Source organism: Xanthobacter versatilis (assembly GCF_043193975.1).
Classification (GTDB): Bacteria; Pseudomonadota; Alphaproteobacteria; order Rhizobiales; family Xanthobacteraceae; genus Xanthobacter; species Xanthobacter autotrophicus_E.
In genome coordinates, this window is record NZ_JBAFVB010000006.1 from 219,594 (window position 1) to 238,240 (window position 18,647).

The 18,647-nt window shown below is 64.4% G+C and carries 9 protein-coding genes; 5 read left to right on the top strand and 4 right to left on the bottom strand.

The window, feature by feature from the left end; translation table 11 throughout:
• On the top strand, positions 1-807 hold the full coding sequence (locus V5F66_RS13975; RefSeq protein ID WP_394094062.1) for an ABC transporter permease: 807 nt from the start codon (positions 1-3) through the stop codon (positions 805-807).
• Between the two features lie 2 nt (positions 808-809).
• Here the strand turns inward: V5F66_RS13975 and V5F66_RS13980 are convergent, their stop codons facing one another.
• Both V5F66_RS13980 and V5F66_RS13985 read right to left on the bottom strand, forming a co-directional pair.
• Positions 810-1,967, bottom strand: coding sequence for a glycosyltransferase 61 family protein (locus V5F66_RS13980; protein WP_394000297.1), 1,158 nt, complete (start codon positions 1,965-1,967; stop codon positions 810-812).
• A gap of 50 nt (positions 1,968-2,017) precedes the next feature.
• A complete protein-coding gene (locus V5F66_RS13985; protein ID WP_394000299.1) occupies positions 2,018-3,211 on the bottom strand; it encodes a polysaccharide pyruvyl transferase family protein in 1,194 nt (397 codons plus the stop codon).
• A 273-nt stretch (positions 3,212-3,484) separates the two neighbouring features.
• Between V5F66_RS13985 and V5F66_RS13990 the strand changes: the two genes are divergently transcribed.
• From V5F66_RS13990 to V5F66_RS14005, 4 genes are all read left to right on the top strand, one after another.
• Positions 3,485-5,434 (top strand): glycosyltransferase family 2 protein, encoded by a 1,950-nt coding sequence (locus V5F66_RS13990; protein WP_394094063.1) that lies wholly within the window; start codon positions 3,485-3,487, stop codon positions 5,432-5,434.
• A complete protein-coding gene (locus tag V5F66_RS13995; protein WP_012115778.1) occupies positions 5,431-6,717 on the top strand; it encodes a glycosyltransferase family 4 protein in 1,287 nt (428 codons plus the stop codon). Before V5F66_RS13990 ends, V5F66_RS13995 begins: the two co-directional genes overlap by 4 nt.
• 255 nt (positions 6,718-6,972) lie before the next feature.
• Entirely contained in the window at positions 6,973-14,343 is a 7,371-nt protein-coding gene (locus V5F66_RS14000) for an SDR family NAD(P)-dependent oxidoreductase (RefSeq protein ID WP_394094064.1), read from the top strand.
• Positions 14,340-15,674 carry an aminotransferase class I/II-fold pyridoxal phosphate-dependent enzyme gene (locus V5F66_RS14005; RefSeq protein ID WP_394094065.1) on the top strand — a complete coding sequence of 445 codons (1,335 nt, stop codon included), beginning with the start codon at positions 14,340-14,342 and terminating at the stop codon, positions 15,672-15,674. The genes V5F66_RS14000 and V5F66_RS14005 overlap by 4 nt, the downstream gene beginning before the upstream one ends.
• Here the strand turns inward: V5F66_RS14005 and V5F66_RS14010 are convergent.
• Both V5F66_RS14010 and V5F66_RS14015 read right to left on the bottom strand, forming a co-directional pair.
• Positions 15,625-16,845, bottom strand: coding sequence for a glycosyltransferase (locus V5F66_RS14010; protein ID WP_394094066.1), 1,221 nt, complete (start codon positions 16,843-16,845; stop codon positions 15,625-15,627). The genes V5F66_RS14005 and V5F66_RS14010 overlap by 50 nt on opposite strands.
• Entirely contained in the window at positions 16,842-18,539 is a 1,698-nt protein-coding gene (locus V5F66_RS14015) for a glycosyltransferase (RefSeq protein ID WP_394094067.1), read from the bottom strand. The genes V5F66_RS14010 and V5F66_RS14015 overlap by 4 nt, the downstream gene beginning before the upstream one ends.
• Positions 18,540-18,647: the final 108 nt, after the last annotated feature.

Genomic DNA, 18,647 nt, shown 5'->3' on the forward strand with positions numbered 1-18,647 from the left:
ATGACCAACGCCCCCCGCCCCACCCGCTTCGCCGGCGAGAGCTGGCGCACTGCCTCGGCCATGCACGCCCGCGTGGTCGGCGCGGTGATCATGCGCGACCTGCAGACGCGGTTTGGCGCCGGCTATTTCGGCTTCCTGCTGGGGATTATGATTCCGCTTGCCCATCTGACGATTGCGATCGTCATAACCACAGTGCTCGGAAGACCAGCACCCATTGGAACAGATGGCCCCGTTTTTTTAATGACTGGCGTACTCCCGTTTATATTATGGCTGTATTGCCACCGCCAGATTATGCAAACCATAGCTCAAAATAGATCTCTATTGTATTTTCCAAGCGTCGATATTTTTGATTTATTTGCTGCTCGAATTATTGTCGAAATAATTAGCGGAACTATTGTTGCAGTAACGCTGTTTAGCTCGCTTTCCATTTTAGGACACCACGTATCTGCATCAGAATGGCCGAATTTTCTTGGCGCAATAGTCCATGCCTGGGTTTTCGGAGTTGCAACAGGTCTAATATTCGGAGGAGTAAGCGCAATCTGGCCATTTGCGATGATGCTAGGAAATGTTATGGGTCCAATTCTTTGGGTCTCGTCAGGAATTCTATTCCTACCAGACTTATTGCCAAATAAAATATCAGATTTTATCTATTTTAATCCCCTCGCTCACGTCGTTGATAGTGCGAGAATTAGTTTTTATAATGAATATACAAGTACATTTTATGATCCTATTTTTTTGAATATTTCGATTTTGATATTACTTATATTTGGACTCTCAATGCCGGTATTATTGAGAAAAATTTCGTAGAATTACGATATTGAGTCGATACAGTCACCCATTTTTTGTGTTATATATTCTTCATTATCTGAATAATACAATGGAGATGGCTTACTTTTGTGATGATCTACATATTTTTGGAAATCTCTTCGCACGTAGTCAGTATATTTAGAAGTGTCGAATTTATGCCTAGGATCAACTCCAATTGAATTTATGATTTCGCTTAAATATATTGGATCATACAAGCTGACAGCAAATTCGTTGAGTGGCGCGCCACTACCAATTCGGTGGACAATGGTTCCAATTTCGATTCCACAATGTTTGTAAACAAAACATTCAGATCTTGGCTTCAGAACGCGACAAAAAACATCGGAATGAGAACGCCTACGACCAAGGAGGGAGCATTTCCCCATTGCTGAAGTCCCTAGAAGCTCCGTCCCATGGCAGGCGGAGCCCTCCGAGAACACCACCTCGTTCGACAGCGAATAAGCTGCAACTTGCTCGTCAAATGATATATTTTCTGGGAAAAATGCTTCGAACCCAGCCGATCCGAGCCACTCCTCAACGTACGCTTCGCCGAGGAAGCCCCCTCCGTGATTCAATCGAGATCGGGAAACAAACAATTTTTTCCCGCCATACTTATATTTAAAGCCATCTAGATCTTTGATTCTATAATTATCTCTCAAAAAATCCGCATAGTATGGCTTTGGCCCACCACCAAGATCAGAGCCGGATTCGATTACAAATAATTCCTCAATTGTTGAATCCACATTTACAACAATATAATCCGACCGATTCACGCCAATAAAATTGAGAATCGCCTCTATATATTTAGGTGGATCTGGTATTTTACTTAGCGTCGTCGGCGGAGCAACAAATACAATTTTCTGCCCCGGATTAAGAATGCGTGCAAGCGTAATCCTATGAATCATTTCGGACATAAAGTGTCCAAAATGATTGTAAATCGGTCCGCCGTAGATATACGATCCAGCAACGAAATTACTGAAATCTAATGTATAATCCGTGCGGTCTACAGGTTTCCAATATCGCGTGTGGCGAAGGAAAATATTTTCCTTATCATTTGGATCATCGAAAACAACGCCACCATTAAATGAGAGTAGCGGGTGTCGGAATGCTTGCACTCTCGCATTCTGAATTCGCTTTGCTCTGAATTTTGATGCAGTTTCCATGATATTTTCTAATTTTCGGCTGGTTTATAATCAGGATTTCTGGATCCACATCAAACGCTGGACGATAGCGCCAATAGCCGGCCATCGAAATCAAGTTTCGCACCTTGAAGAATCGAAACATACGCCTTGGCCAGTTTTTGGCGCTTTGCTCGATACTCTGATGCGCTAAATGAGAATAGTTTGCTGAGTGCCTGTAGGCTGATCGGAAGCTTGATGTCCTGCACTTTTCGAACAGGAATGCCCATCGTCGTGCAAAGCTCAATTGTCCGACTGTCGTGCGCGATACACCCCGCGGGAACCCCGGACTGAATCGCCAGCATGACGCCATGGAAACGCGGCCCTACAACGAAATCATGCTGGGCCAGCCATTTTCTCCAGCTCGGAACGTTACCGAACGCGAGCATGTTGCGGCGGCACCACACAGCGAACTCGTCGCTGGTCAATTCCGGACGGAAATAGGCGCGTAGGAGTTCAAATTCTGCGGGCGGGATAGAGCTAAGCTCACCCTGCCCAAGCTGGACCATCAACTCGCCACTCTGCACAACGCACGAGCCGAACGTCGAATCCACCAGATCGAGCAACGAACGCTCGATATCTGCAAGACGACCCCAGCGATGTTGGCCCACTGCTGAGACGATGCGACGAATCGGAAGCTGCAATCTTGCTTCGATAACGGAGGCAAAATCACTCTCCAGATTCATGAAATTGGAAGGGCAGCCCGTAACGATAGCCCGATCACCGAACCCGACACGTTCAATCTGCTTGTAGCTATATTCTCCTCGGACACCGATGTTGGGCGCTGATGAGGGTGCCAGATCCGAAACCACCTTGAGCCATCGGAGCGTGCCCTCGGGAATGGTCGTTTCAACTTCCAGGCTATCGGCTTGCGCGCCAAGGCCTATCACGACGACCGGCAGCTTGGCGGCTTCAAACAGGGTCGCAAGTCCTCCAAGGTGGGTATGCGCTCCAAGTTGATTGGCTCCGGCAAAAACAACAATGTCGGCAACCTCCCGAAGCTTATCCGGCTTGATTTCCCATGGAACAACAACAGCCTGTCGCTTCAAATGAATGGAGATAGCTTCAATGAAGGCCAGATTGCCGGTATTGCCGCCAACGGTACGGAACAGCTCCGACGCCGACAGCTGGTAGGAATTTTCTATGCCTGCGGTCGGGGCCATCAAAGCTACGCGCACTTGTACCTCCATACCTTGCCAAATTGGAATCGAGCCCGATTTCGGCACCATTTCAATTCCTCTCGTACAAGGCCCAAAAGGCGAGGGAAAGCGCGATTAGCCATTCGCCGCAACTCAGGATCGCGCTGCACGCAAAAGCAGCCCCAGCCGAACCTTTGCGCAGTGAACTATTTTTATTAATAAGAAAATTTGTGAATTAGAATTGCATCTCCACAGCGTCGCAATATGCAAATTGACGTCCCCTTACGCGAGTTCTAATTGACATGTCAGGGATTGCGGGGACGGTGCCATTGCCTCTGGACCCTGCTGGGGCGGGTTAAGATCATGTCGTGGTTCACAAATCGATCTCGGCCGCAGCAGGCGCAAGGCGGCAGCGCAGCTGAACCCGAACCTCCTGAACCCCATGAAGTTCAAGAACCCGCAGCCGACCCCGCTCCGCCAGCGCAAGCCCCTGAAGAAAAAGAGGTTATCTGGCAGCGCCCCGTCGAAGGCCCGGTCTGGCCGCCAGTGGTTCAGACCGACTCTACCGGCACCCACCGGGACGGGGCGGGACTCGACCGGCTGTATTTCGACGGCCAGATTCTGGTCCTCACCGGCTGGACGAGCGGCGACGCAACCCTCGGACTTTACAGCGGAAATGAGCCCCTCGCCCCACTCCTGCGGGTCGAAGTGCCGCGCCCCGACGTGGCCACCGCCTATGCCTTCTCCAGTCCAGTCACCGGCTACCTCCTCCTCTGGCGCAGCCCCTTCCCGGAAGGCGCGAAGGTGCACGCCAGGGCCGGCGGGCGGAAGCAGAAAAGCGTTGCATTGCAAGACTTTGCTGCCGCCGATCTTGAGCCCGACCTGTCCCGTATCCTGCGCGAATACGCCCCGGCCCGGGGCGTCCTGTTCGATGCGCTGCGCGATTTGCCCGACCTTTTGCGCACCGTCGCCTGGTCCGCCACCCCCTCCCACCGCCCCGGCGACCCCCGCGGCTACATCGACATCCTGAAAACCGTCCCCGACGCCGGCGGCCTCTGCGTCGGCTGGTCGCTCGGCCGCGCCGACTTCTTCGTCGTCGACGACAGGGGCGCGTGCCTCGATCTGGCGGGTGCGCTGCGCTGGAACCGACCCGACATTTTCGAAGGCTTTTCAGCGGATTACGGGGCCGACTGCGCCGAAGCCGGCTTCCTGCAGGCGTTGCCGCCGACCGCTCGCGGAGGCTCCGTGGTGCGCCTTCTCGCCCGGGCCGGCGACGACCTCATCCTGCTCCATGAGCGCACCAGCGAGCCCGCCCCCCTCGATGCGGTGGGCTACGCGCGCTGGGCCTTCAGCCTGCCGGTGCCGCCCGAGCGCATGGTGGAGCGCTTCGCCGCCCACGACGGCCCGCTGCTGCAGCGCCTCATCGCCCGCATGCGCCAGCACCCGCGAAACCAACCCCTCGTGCGGCGCATCGGCCCGGTCGCGGCCGAGCCGGAGGTGTCGCTGCTCATCCCGCTGTTCGGTCGCTACGACTTCGTGGACCATCAACTGCTTGAATTTGCAGACGATGCTTTCATCCGCGAGCGCTGCGAGGTGCTCTATATCGTCGATGATCCCAACATCGCGCAGCCCGTGCAGTCCGCCATGGAGCGGTGGTGGCAACTCTACCGGGTGCCACTGACCGTGGTCTGGGGCGGACGCAACAGGGGCTTTTCCGGCGCCAACAACCTGGGCCTGTCGGTGGCGCGGGGACGCCAGATCCTGTTCCTGAATTCCGATGTCATCCCCACCGCCCCCGGCTGGCTCGACGCCTTGAGCGCCCGGCTCGACGACAATCCGGAGTATGCGCTGCTTGGTACCCGGCTGCTATTTCCCAGCGGCGGCGTGCAGCATGACGGCATGACATTCGAGTACAGCCCGGCCTACGGGGTCTATCTGAACCAGCATCCCGGCAAGGGCCTCGCGGCCGGGCCGGCGACAGCGGGTGCCATTATCGACCAAGCCGCTGCCACCGGAGCCTGCCTCATCGGCCATCGCGCAGAATTGCTGGAGCTTGGCGGCTTCTGCGAGGACTACCTCATCGGGGATTTCGAGGATTCCCACCTCTGCCTGACAGCGGAGGCGGCGGGGCGGCGGGTGGGCGTGTGCCCAGACATCGCGCTGACGCACTTGGAGCGGCAGTCCCTGGGCCTTTTCGGTTCCGGCGACTTCCGGGTGCGGGTGATGTTGTTCAACGCCTGGCTGCACCAGGAGCGCTGGCGCGAGGCGCTGGATCGACACGCGATGCACGGGATGGCGGGAGAGCGTCTTTGACCGGGACCATTCTTGTCATTTCCCATGGCCATGTGGATTTCAGCGCCGGCGGCGCCGAAGTTGCGGCCTATCAACTGTTCGCGGCCCTGGGCAAGGCGGAGGCCGCGCGCAAGGTGGTCCTGCTCGCAGGCCATCACGCGGGCGAGCAGTCCGGCCTCATCACCGTGTTGCGGAACAACGAGTTTCTCTGGCGCACCGGCATGCGGGACTGGTTCAAGTTCCAATCCGGCGTGCGCGATGCCGTGACGGCTTCGTTCCGGCGCTTTCTCGGCGGGCTGAAGCCCGACATCGTGTTCGTCCACCATTACGCCCATATGGGCCTGGAACTGCTTCGGGAAATCCGGCACACCTGCCCGCGGGCGAAGATCGTGCTGACGCTCCACGAATTCCAGGCGATCTGCGCCAACAACGGCCAGATGGTGAAGCGCGGCTCCGCCGAATTGTGCTTTGGCGAGAGCCTTCAGGCGTGCGTGGGTTGCTACCCGGATCGCAGCGAAGAAGACTTCTGGCTGCGTAAGCATTTCATCCGCCGCCATTTCGATGCGGTGGATCGCTTCATCGCGCCGTCCGAATTCTTGCGTCAGCGCTACATCTCCTGGGGCCTGCCGGCGGAACGGATCGCCGTCATCGAGAACGGGCAGCCGGAGGGCGCGCGCCTCCCGCCGCGCACGCTGCCGCCCGGCGGATCGCGCAACCGCTTCGCATTTTTCGGGCAGGTGACGCCGTTCAAGGGCGTGGACGTGCTTTTGTCCGCCCTCGCCAACCTGCCCCGCAAGCAGCGCAAGGATATCCACGTCGAGATTCACGGCGCCAACCTCGAACACCAGGAAGAGACCTTCCGCAACCGGATCGAAGCGCTGCGACGGCCGTTGATGGAGGAAGGCGTGCTGCACTGGCCCGGAGCCTACCACCGCGACGACCTGGGCCGCCGCATGGCCCGCATCGACTGGGTGGTGGTGCCGTCCGTGTGGTGGGAAAACTCCCCCGTGGTCATCCAGGAGGCCTTCCGCTTCGGTCGGCCGCTGCTCTGCTCGAACATCGGCGGAATGGCGGAACACGTGCGCGACGGCATCGACGGCTTGCACGTGGGCGTCGGCAATACCTCCGACTGGGGCGAGACGCTCCTATCCGCCGCCGCAGACATGGATGGCTGGGACCGCTTCTACAGCACCATGAAGACGCCGCTGCCTGTCGAGCGGGCGGCCGAACGCTATCTGGCCTGGGCGCTTGAGAACGCCAGTCCCGCCCTTCGCGCTTCGACGCGCCTTGCCGCCGACGTATGATGTGACCTCGACAGGTGGGGGCAGGCGCTCACGCTACGCCCACCCCGGACTACCTCATTCTCAAACTGCTAAAAACAACTTGCGGCGCGCTTTTGCTCGACCAAGATGACGCAGCGCGATATATGTCGTCGACCTGACGAACCGGAACGACACACATCAGAGTAGATAAGTTTAACAAGAAAGCAGCTTGCAACACGCAGCCCCGAATATCGGCCTTTGACTGATGTTGGCTCATTCCGGCGCATGGATGAAAGATTGATACGCCTTTCCACTTGTGATCTTGCAATCATCGGTCTCGCCTGCCGCCTTCCGGGTGCCACCGACACGGCGTCGCTCTGGACACTCCTTCAGCAAGAACGATCCGCCATCCGGGACTTCCCGACCGGCCGCTGGCCTGTCGAGCTTGGCCTCCATCCGCGCCGCACCGAGCCCGGCTTCGCCTATACGTTCGCCGGCGGCTACCTCGACACGCCGTTTGCATTCGACCCTGCGGCGTTCGGCATTTCCCCAAGGGAAGTACAGCAGATCGATCCGCAGCAGCGCCTGCTGCTCGAAGTGGTCTGGGAGGCGCTGGAGGATGCTGGCCTGCCCGCGTCCTCACCGGAACTCGGCGCGGTGGGTGTGTACGTGGGTGCCTCCAACGTCGACTACCAGATGGGCGCGTCTGGCGATCCGGCGGCCATCGAGAGCCATTTCATGACAGGCAATTCCCTGTCGATCATCTCGAACCGCATATCCTACGTCTTCGATTGGCATGGCCCGAGCTTCACCATCGACTCGGCCTGCTCCTCGTCCTTCGTTGCGCTGGCGCAGGCGGCCATGGCGCTGGAGACGGGGCTGATCGACACCGCCGTGGTTGCCGGCGTGAACCTGCTGCTGTCGCCGGCCCCCTTCATCGGCTTCTCACGGGCCTCCATGCTGTCGCCAACGGGGCGATGCCGGCCTTTCTCCTCGGCGGCAGACGGCTACGTGCGCTCTGAGGGTGCGGTCGCCGTCATCCTGCGCCGGACCACGGATGCCCGCGCCGCCAACCATCGCATTCGCAGCCATGTGGTTGCGGCCGGCGTCAATTCCGACGGCCGTACCAACGGTATTTCCCTGCCCTCCGCCGAGGGCCAGGCACGGCTGATCGCGCAAACCTACAAGGGCCTGGGGATCGACGGGTCGAGCCTTGCTTTCGTGGAAGCGCACGGCACAGGGACGCCGGTGGGCGACCCTATCGAGGCGCAGGCCATCGGGTCGGCTCTCGGCCAGGGGCGGTCGACGCCGCTTCCCATGGGCTCCGTGAAATCCAACATCGGCCACCTCGAATGCGTCTCCGGCCTCGCAGGACTGGCGAAGGCGACGCTGGCTCTGGAGCACAGCCTTTATCCGCGCACGCTCCATCTCGACGGCACCAACCCCAACATCGCGTTTTCCCAACTCAATCTTGCGCCGGCGACGGAGCATGTGCCCCTCGACCTCGGGCGGACGCCCTTTGCCGGCATCTGCAATTACGGCTTCGGCGGCACCAATGCCCATGTGGTCCTGCGCGCCTCCGAACCCGTGCCCGAGGTGCGGCCGGCAACGGCGCCGGCCCGGCTGCTGGCCTTGTCGGCGCGAACCCAGGACGCCCTGCGGGATCTCGCCGGCGCCTATGCGGCCCGCCTTGAGGCCGCCGACGCGAGCGGCAACGTTACGCCGGCGGACATCGCTGCCGCCACCCGACACCAGCGCGATCTGTTCGACCTGCGCCTGGCGGTGCCGGTGGGCCCTGCCGACGCCATGTCGACCGCGCTGCGCAGCTTTGCCCAGAGCGGCGGCGATGCGTCCCCCGTCGCCAGCGGCAAGGCCCTGCCGCAGCATGGCAAGGTCGCGTTCGTCTATGGTGGCAACGGGGCCCAGTGGGTGGGCATGGGCCGGGCAGCCATGGCGCGCAACGCCGCTTTCCGCTCGGCGTTCGAAGCTGCCGACCTGCTTTATCGCGACGTCGGAGGCACCTCGCTCTCAGAAGCGCTGGAGGCCCCCGACCTTGAAGAGCGGATCGGCAGGACCTCGGTCGCGCAGCCCCTCATCTTTGCCATCCAGGTCGCGCTGACCGCGGCATTGGCCGAAGAGGGCCTCACGCCGGACATGGTCCTCGGCCACAGCGTCGGCGAGGTGGCCGCCGCGGTGGCGAGCGGCGCCCTCGACCTTGAAGCCGCGATCCGTCTCATCCACCATCGCAGCTTCAGGCAGGAGCCGTTCGCCGGACGCGGGCGGATGCTGGCGCTGGCAACCGGAGAGGCGCAGGCGCGCGCGCTCCTGGATACCCTCGGCCTGCCCGATCTCGATCTGGCCGCCGTGAATGGCCCTCGCTCGGTTACCCTCAGCGGCTCCGCCGAGGCCATCGCCCACGCCGAAAAGGCAGCACGGCTCCAACGCATCGCCCACATGGGAATTGGCGTCGACTATCCTTTCCATTCGAGGCTGCTGGACGATGCCGAAGCAGGTATCCGCGCCGACCTCGAATGGCTAGCGCCCACCGCAACACGGCTCGACTTCATATCGACGGTCACGGGCACGCTCCTTGCCGGCACTGCGCTCGATGCCGGCTATTGGTGGCACAACATCCGCGAACCGGTTCGCTTTGCCGATGCGATCGCCACGGCGGGCGTGCTGGGTGCCACGCACTTCATCGAGATCAGCCCCCGCCCCATCCTCCTGTCGGCGGCGAGAGACACGCTGAAGGAGGCGGGCTTTGCGGCGGAATGCCTTGGCAGCCTGTCCGAGCGTGACGATGCCGAGGAGGCGGACCCGGTGCGCGCCATCGTCGCCCACGCCTTCGTGCGAGGCGCACGGCTCGACACCACGCGCACCTTCGGCGCAGCGCCGGCAACGCCCCTTGCCTTGCCGCCCTACCCGTTCCAGCGTCAGGACTTCGTGCTGCCGCGGACGAGCGAGGCCCTCGATCTCTTCGGCAGCTTTTTCGGATCGACGCCGACACATCCGTTGCTGGGACGGCGGGTCGGCCAGAACATCCCGGACTGGCGCAGTTTCATCGACGCGCACATCGTCCCCTATCTTGCCGACCACAAGGTGGAGGGCGAGCCCGTGGTGCCCGGCGCCGCGCTCGCGGAAATGATGCTGGCGGCGGGCCGCGACACTTTGGGTGCGGGACCGCTCGAACTCCTCGACTTCGACATCCTGCGCCCGCTCACCCTCGCGGACGGGACCATGCGCGAGGTGTCCACCCGCATCGACGAAGTGTCGCGAACCTGCGAGATCCGCGCCCGGCGCCGGCTCGGCGGTGGCGAGTTCCTGCTCCACGCGGTCGGCCGCATCGGCCGAGCCTCGGGCAGTCCCGCGCACCTGGACCGCCCGGACCCGGCGGCGCTGAAGCCGGCGACGCCCGAGGCCGTCTATGCTGCGGCAGAGCGCTGCGGCCTCGGCTACGGACCGAGCTTCCGCAAGATCCTGGGCGTTGAGCGCGATGACGACGGGGCGGTCGCGCGCCTCTCCACGCAGGCGCCGCCCACCGGCCTGTTCGCATGCGTTCATGTGATCGACCCGACGAGCCTCGACGCCGCCTTGCATTCGCTGTTCCTCGACGCCCACCAGGTGGAAGGCGAGACGCGCACCCACCTGCCGGTGCGCATCCGCGCCCTGCGGGTCTGGCAACAGGGCGTACCGGTGACGGAAAGCGTCCTGCGCCGCGTCCATGAAGGCCGGTTCACCTCGCGCGTCGACATCAGCCTGCTCGCCGCCGACGGCTCGGTGGTGGCGGAGGCGGAAGGCCTCGTCCTGCGCGAGGTGGTGCTGTCGCGCCACGACGACGCCGAGCGCCAGTTCCGGCTGGCGTTCGAACCCCTTGGCAAGGGCGTCGCCGCCACTCCCGACCTGCACGCCCTCGCCGATTTCACGCCGGCCCCCACCGACGCGGTCCTGCTGCTGCGCGGCTTCGTGCGCTCCTTCGTCTTTGAAACCGTGCGCCACATCGCCAACGGGCCAGATGTGGTGCTGCCGGGGCTGATGGCGGCCCGGCGGGTCGGGGCCGGTGCGCAGGATCAGTTCGTCCGCCTGATGGCCTATCTGGAGGCGCTCGGCCTGGCCGAAGCGAAGGCCGGCGGCTGGGCCCTCCAGGACGCGCAGTTGCTGGCGTCGCAGACCATCTTCCGGACCCTTGTCGCGCGCTTTCCGGCAGCGAATGCCGAGATCCGCCTCGCCGCCCATCTCATGGCGACGCTACCCGGCGGCCTCGAGACCGGCGACCTTGGACCCCTGCCGGCAGCGATCGCCGACCTGTTCGAGGAAGACGGCCTGATCTTCCAGGCCGGGCTGAACGCCCTGCGCCGCGCCGTGGCGGAACAAGTCGCCACAGCCGCGCCCGCCCGGCCCCATGTGGTGGTGGGGCAGCCATGGACGGCCGGCCTCGTCCGCACCCTCCTGCCCTTCGTGCGGGAAGGCACGGCACGCATCACCTTCGCCGGGGGCAACACGGCAGCCTTCGAGCGCATTGCTGCGCGCCCGGGTGCGGACGGCTTCGGCTTTCTCGACACCGGAAAGCCGGACCCTCCCCACGCACCGGTGGACCTCGTGGTCGGCCTTGCCGCCGGCCAGCCGTTCGACGGCAATCCGGATGAGGCCGCCCGCATCGCCCAGATCGGTCGCGGCGCCCGCATCGTGCTCGCCCTTCCCGTGGCCGATGCGGCCATGGACCTCCTGTCTGGCACCCGGACGAACACAGGCCAGGCCCCCATCTCCAGGGCCGAACTTGACGCTGTGCTCGGCGAGATGGGCTGCTCCCACATTGAGAGCATCCCGCTGCCGGATGGCCTCTCCACCCTCGTCGGCACCGCACTCCCACCCGTCGAGCGCAGACCCGCCGGGCGCCGTTCCATCATGCTCGGCAATGCGGCAGTACCGGACTTCTGTCGCATCCTCGCCAGCGAAGGCGAGCTGATCGGCCCGGGCGCGCCCCTCCCCGAGCCCCCCTCGGACGATGCGGCGTGGGACGTGATCTTTCCCTCCGTCCTTGCCCCTGACATCGCCCCGCGTGCGGCCCTGTCCGCCTGCCTGCTGGAATTGAAGCGCATCGTCGGCTGGGCCGCGGGCAACAAGTCCGTGCGCCTTTGGATCGTCACCGCCCGCGGGCGACCGCTGGAGGGCATCACCCTCGATCCGTCGGCCGTGGCCATCTGCGCTTTCGGCCGGGTGGTGCTCAACGAGCATCCTGAACTCGACCTGCGTCTCGTGGATGTGGACACCTTCAATGCGGACGCCGCCCGTCGCTTGCAGGGCATCGTCAACAGCGGCGGCCCGGAGACGGAAATCGCGTCCTACCCTGAAGGCGCGTTCGGGGTGCGGGTGCTCCGCGGCGTCCGCGAGGAGAGGGCCGCAGCGGACGCCTCCCGCCGCGTGCGCCTCCATGTGCCGCAGCAAGGGGCGCTCGGCTGCCTCGATTGGATCACGGACGAGCGAAAGGCGCCGGCCGCCGGCGAGATCGAGATCGAGGTTGCCGCCACCGGCCTCAATTTCCGCGACGTGATGCTGGCATTGGGCGCGCTCGACGACGACATCCTCGGCCCCGGCCTCACCTCCGCGTCCCTGGGATTCGAGTGCGCGGGCACCGTGGTGCGCGTCGGGGCCGATGTTGCCGACCTCAAGGTCGGCGACGGCGTGATGGGCTTTGCGCCGGACGCCTTCGCCACCCACGTCACCGTCCCGGCCTGGTATGCCTTCAGGGCGCCGGACGGCCTTGCCCTCGAAGCCGCCGCAGCCCTCCCCGTGGCGTTCGCCACCGCCTGGTACGGGCTCGTGGACTGCGCCCGCCTTGCGCCGGGAGAGCTGGTGCTGATTCATGGGGCGGCCGGCGGTGTCGGCCTCGCGGCGGTGAACATCGCGCTGGCGCGCGGGACGCGTGTCATCGCCACGGCGGGCACGCCGTCCAAGGCGGCGCTGCTGCGGGCTCTGGGCGTCGAGGCCGTGTACAATTCGCGCGATCTCGCCTTCGCCCGGGAGATTGCCCGGGACCATGGCGCGGTGGACGTGGTTCTCAATTCCCTCGCCGGCGACGCCATGGCGGCAAGCCTGCGTCTGGTGAAGCCGTTCGGGCGCTTCGTCGAGTTGGGCAAGCGTGACTTCCTCGCCAATACGGCGGTGGGTCTGCGTCCCTTCGCGCGCAACCTCAGCTATTTCGGCGTGGATCTCGACCAGTTGCTGGCCCACGATCCGCAGCGGGCAAAACGGGTGATGGCCGACATCAGCGATGCCTTCACCTCTGGCCAGCTCCATCCCCTGCCCTATCGCGCGGTGGACGGCGAGAATGTGGGAGACGCCTTCCGCCAGATGCAGGGCGCCCGTCACATGGGCAAGATCGTCGTTCGGCCGCAGCAGAGCGGCCGGCTCGTGGCCGCCGCCGCAGATACCCTCGTACTGCGCGAAGGCGTGCACCTGGTGATCGGCGGCACCGGCGGCTTCGGGCTCGAAACCGCCCTGTGGCTCGCGGGCCAGACCAAGGGCGTGGTTGCGGTCGCCTCCCGCAGCGGCGTGCGCGATGGCGAGGCCGCCGCCCGCATCGCCGCGGCGAATGAGGCCGGCGCCCGCATCGTCGTGGCGGCCGCCGACGCTCGCGACGGCGACGCGCTCACGGCTCTCGTGGAGCGCCTCGTGACCGCACATGGCCCGCTGCGCAGCATCATCCACACCGCCATGGTGCTGGAGGACGGCCTGGTGGCAAACCTCACCGCCGAGAGCCTTGCCACCGTGCTCGCCCCCAAGGTGGACGGCGTGCTGGCCCTCGACCGCCTGACCGAAGCCCATCCGGTGGACCATTTCGTGGTCTATTCCTCGGCCTCAGCCATGATCGGCAGTCCCGGTCAGGGCGCCTATGTGGCGGCCAATGCCTTTCTTGAAGGCGTGGTGCGCAACCGCCGCAGCCGGGGCCTTGCTGGACTTGCCGTAGCCTGGGGCGCCATTTCGGATGCTGGCGTGATCGCCAAGCAGGAAGCGCTCGGCCAGCGGCTCGCCCGCGCCACCGGCGTCGCCGGTATCGCCTCCAGCGAGGCCGTCGCCTTCCTCGGTCGCCTGATGGCCCGGGGGCAGGAGGCGGGACCCGTGGCGGTCTATGCCCAGGTGAACCAGACGGCGATCGCAAGCCAGCTCGCCGTGCTGAAGACGCCGACCTTCCCGCGCCTCTTCTCCGCGGCGGCCAACGAGGCCGGAGGCGACGGCGCCCCCCTTCCCGAACGCCTCGCCGGGTTGAGCGAGGATGCCGCCCGCGACCTGCTCGGCGCGTTGCTGGCGCGGGAGATTGCCGGCATTCTGAGGCTCCCCGCCGAGGCGGTGGATCCGGCCACACCGCTCGCCGCGCTCGGCATGGACTCCCTCATGGCTCTGGAGCTGCGGCTGACATTGGAAAAGAAGTTCGGGCTGGAACTGCCGCTTCTTGCCATTGGCAGCGGCCGCACCCTGGCGGACCTCACGGGCGTTGCGCTGGCGAGCCTGCGCGGGACACCCGAACCGGCCTCCGAGGCGCCGGAAGCCCGTCCGGACGCCACCGATGCGGCGATGCTGGAGCAGCACGGCGTCAGCCTCGCCCCGGAAGACGGCAGCGCCATCCTCAAGGCCATCGGTGCCCGGCGCGGCGCAACCGGGCGATCAGCATGAGCGGCGGCGGCCGCCTCTCGGACGACGAGTTCGAGCGGCTCATGGCCGAGATGAAGGCACCCACCCCTGCGGCCGCGCCCAAAGCGCCCGAGCGGGCCGACCACAGGCCGCAGACGGCGTTCGAGACCCTGCCTCGCTTCACGGAACTGAGAACGCAACGCGCCGCGGCGGAGCTGCTGGGGCTCGAAAGCCCCTATCACCGCGTTCACGAGATGCGCGCAGGTGCCGTGTCCAGGATCGACGGGCGCGAGGTGGTGAATTTCGCCTCCTACGACTATCTCGGCCTCAACGGCGACCCGCGCATCACCCGCGCCGTTGCCGAGGCGGCGGCGCAGTGGGGCACCAACGTGTCATCCAGCCGCCTGTCCGCCGGCGAGCGCCCGGCCCATGGCGCGTTGGAGGCAGGGCTCGCCGCCATCTACGGAGCCGAGGCGGCCCTCGCCTTCGTGAGCGGCCATGCCACCGCGCTGGCGGTGATCCCCACCCTCATGGGGCCGAACGACCTCGTCGTCACCGACGCCCTCATGCACAATTGCGTGCTGCTCGGCGCCCAGTACAGCCCCGCCACCCGCCGCACGTTCCCCCACAATGACCTTGACGCCCTTGAGGCCATGCTGGCGCGCGACCGGGACCGCTTCGGCCGCGTCCTGATCGTCAGCGAGGGCCTGTTCTCCATGGACGGCGACGGGCCGGACCTGAAGCGTCTCGTGGCGTTGAAGGAGCGGTTTGGCTGCTGGCTCATGATCGACGACGCCCACGGCCTCGGCGTGCTGGGTGGCACGGGGCGGGGCATCGCCGAGCATGCGGGCGTCGATCCGCGGGCCGTGGACATCTGGTTCGGCACGCTCTCCAAGACGCTGGTGAGCTGTGGGGGCTATATCGCGGGATCGATGGCCCTCATCGACTATCTCAAGGCCTTTGCTCCGGGCATGGTCTACAGCGTCGGCATGCCGGTGCCGGTGGCGGAGGCCGCCCGCGTCGCGCTGGAACTGATGATCGCCGAGCCCGAGCGGGTGAAGCGCCTGGCGGCCAATGGCGCGCGCCTCCGGGCCCAGTTGGTGGCCGGTGGCTTCGATGTGGGGGCCGCCTGGGGCTTTGGCATCGTCCCGGTCATCGTGGGCGAGACCATCAAGACCGTGCAGCTCGCCCAAAAGCTTCTGGAGCGCGGCATCAATGTTTTCCCGGTGCTGCCGCCGGGGGTGCCGGACCGCTCGGCCCGCCTGCGCTTCTTCCTCTCGGCCGCCCATAGCGACGCCCATCTCGATCAGGCTCTGGAGGCCCTCACGCAGGAGGCCGCCGCCCTCGGCCTGCCGCGTCCGCGATCCGGCTGACGGCATCGAGCCACGCCTCGAAGGCGGGCTCCCAGTCGAGCATCTCGCGCTCGGCGGCGAGGGTCCCGCGGAGGCGGGCGGCAAGCGCCTTGTCCTCGACGAGGCGGGCCATCTGGTTCACGAAATCACCCACATCGCCGGGCGCGAACAGCAAGCCGTTCTCCCCGTGGCGGACCTGCCCCGGAATGCCGCCCGCGCGCGGGGCGATGACCGGCACGCCGCCTGCCAGCGCCTCGCAGATGGCCAGGCTCGCATTCTCGCAGCGGGAGAAGGTGGCATAGGCGTCGCTGTTGGCGAGAAGCGCGCCGAGGTCCGCGTGCGGCACCGCGCCCAGCACATGAGCTTGGGGCAGCGTTGCAGCCAGACGCTCCACGCGAGGCCGCAGCGCCCCGTCGCCGGCGATGACCACGCCGAGCTTGTCGCCCAGACGCCGGGCGAGCTTCGGCAGGGCCTTGTCCCAGGACGACCAGCCCTTGTCCGGCGTCAGGCGGCCGGCAATCAGCATCACCGGTCGATCGTCGAGACCGGGCAGGTCCCAGTTCCGCCCCCAATAGCCAGGGGCGCACAGGGCCGGCGAGAAGCGCGCCGTATCGGCGCCGTTGAAACGGCCGCAGACCCCGTTGCGCAGCCCGAAGCCGGTGAGGCGCCGATGGGTCTGCGCGCTCGGCACCAGGGTGGCGTCAAACCTGTTGTAAAGCGCTGTCACCAGCCGCCAGCCTACGGCCTTGAACGGGTCCAGAAGTGGTGCCAGGCGGCTCCCCTGCCCCCAATAGTCGACAAAATTGGTGTGGAAGAACGCCACGGCCGGGATGCCGTGGCGCCGCGCGAAGCCAAGGCCCGGCAGGCGCCTGATGCCCCAGGCGAGGCGCTCGGGCTCGTCCACATGGATGAGATTCGGACGGAAAGCAGCGAGCGCCTGCTCGATCACCGCATGGGCGGCGGGACCGGGATTGATGTCCCCCGCCGCGGCACCGAATGGCGTTCCCGGTAGGCCCACGAAGACCACCCCGTCGGGCAGACCGGCCGGCCGCCGCAAGTCGTCCGCGGGCCGGGGCGCGAGCAGAAGGACATCGTGCCCGCGCGCCGCGAGCCGCTGGACCCGCGCATCCACGCTGACGGTGACGCCATCCAGCACCGGCAGATAGCCCGAACTGAGGATGGCGATCCTCATGCTGCGCCGGCCACCGGCGCCGGGCGGCCTCCGAAGCGCGCATAGAGGTCCAGCACCTCCAGCGCCATGGCGCGCTCGGTACGCGGATAGGCCGTGGCCGCGCTCATGCGGCGGGCGAGGTCCGGAGCCTCCACGAACCGGCGCAGAACCGCCGCGAGCGCGTCCACATCCCCACGCGGGAAGGCGAAGCCGTCAATGCCCTCCTGGATGAATTCGGTCATGCCCGGAACATCGGAAACCACCACGGGAGTGTGGGTCGCAAGCGCCTTGAGCAAGGTGAGCGGCCCGTTCTCGAACCAGGTCGACGGCAGTACCAGGACATCGACCTGGGAAAGCACCTCGGCCATCCGGTGTTCCGCGAACGGCGCATTGAAAGTGACTGGCATCGACCCGGCGACGCTCCGCAGGTCCCGCGCATAGTCGGGATAAAGCTTGTCGGAGCCCCAGATGTCGAGGGTGAAGGCGTCCACCGGCAGAAGCCGGAGCGCCTGGAGCAGCAGATGCGGCCCCTTGTGCATCAGAATCTGGCCGATGAAGCCGAAGCGCACCGGGCGATCACCGGCGGGCGGCTTGGGGCGCCGGTCAATATCGATGCCGAAGGCGCTGTGTACCAGAGGCAGGGTGACGCCATTGGCCTCGAATGTATCCTTCAGGTAGCGCGTCGGCGCGATGGCTGCCTGGTACCGCCCCATGGCCGCCGTGAAAGCCTTCGGCCGCCGGATCACAGCCCGCGCATCGGTTCCCAGCGGTGGCGGCAGGAGCGGAGCAAGGCGGGTTCCGGCAAGGGCTGCGAGGTGATGCACCGCTGGATGCGCCAGCGCAGCCCAAAACGGACTCGGTCGCTCGGATCGACGCATCAGGATGCCGCATGTCATGCAGTTGAGCCGTCGCGCATCAGGACCCGCGCACAGGCCGCCGTCGGGAAGCTGGAGGAGGCTGTTGAGGCACAGGTTGAAGAAATCCGTCAGGGTGGCAAAGGTGGGAATGCCGAGCGCCTCGGTCACCTGAGGCAGGACCACGGAGAAATTGCCCAGATGGCAGACGTGAGCCACGTCCGGCCGGATCTCCCTGAGAAGGCGCTCCAGCAGTGGAGCGAGGGCCGGCATGTCGTACTCCTCGCGCGCATTGCGCGGCGGGCTCAAGTTCCGGTCGATGCGCAGAACCGGAATGTCGCCGACGGTGTAGCGCTCGACCTCGGACATCTGGGGCGGCTCGCCGGGGCTGACCGCCGTGATCACGACCGGAGAATGGCCAAGGGCTTGCAACTGCCGCGCGAGCGCGAGCGTATAGGATTCAGTGCCGTAGATATGTTCCGGAAAGAAGGCGTGGACAAAGAGCGCAACCCTGAGAGCGTGGGCTGTAACAGGCTTCTGACCTTCGTCGGGGAAATGAGGCATCAACTCTCGGCAACATGATTCACACGCCTGGAAATACTTTACCCTTGGGGAAGGACCAAAAGCGATCCGTAATTTGGATAGTTCACATTTCTGACGCGAGGACGCTGAACTTACTATAATACCTGAACCAATGATCGCCTGCTCAGGCATTACAGCGATATGGACGAATTCCCAATGGTCGAGGCTTCGCGAACGCTGCTCTCCACGTTCGAACGGTCGCGCTTGCCCTGGCGCGACGATCTGCGAAGCGCCGAAACCTGAGGACAGATCGGACAGACTATTACCGATCGTAGGCAATTGAATTATTTTATTATATACCTGAAATATAATAATAAGATTCGAATACTCTACAAAATCCAGGAAATTTGACTTCCGACACGACATTTCTGCCGAAATTGCCAAAAT

Coding starts and splice junctions, on each gene's coding strand:
- V5F66_RS13975 (WP_394094062.1), top strand. CDS start 1: ATGACCAACGCCCCCCGCCCCACCCGCTTCGCCGGCGAGAGCTGGCGC.
- V5F66_RS13980 (WP_394000297.1), bottom strand. CDS start 1,967: ATGGAAACTGCATCAAAATTCAGAGCAAAGCGAATTCAGAATGCGAGA.
- V5F66_RS13985 (WP_394000299.1), bottom strand. CDS start 3,211: ATGGTGCCGAAATCGGGCTCGATTCCAATTTGGCAAGGTATGGAGGTA.
- V5F66_RS13990 (WP_394094063.1), top strand. CDS start 3,485: ATGTCGTGGTTCACAAATCGATCTCGGCCGCAGCAGGCGCAAGGCGGC.
- V5F66_RS14005 (WP_394094065.1), top strand. CDS start 14,340: ATGAGCGGCGGCGGCCGCCTCTCGGACGACGAGTTCGAGCGGCTCATG.
- V5F66_RS14010 (WP_394094066.1), bottom strand. CDS start 16,845: ATGAGGATCGCCATCCTCAGTTCGGGCTATCTGCCGGTGCTGGATGGC.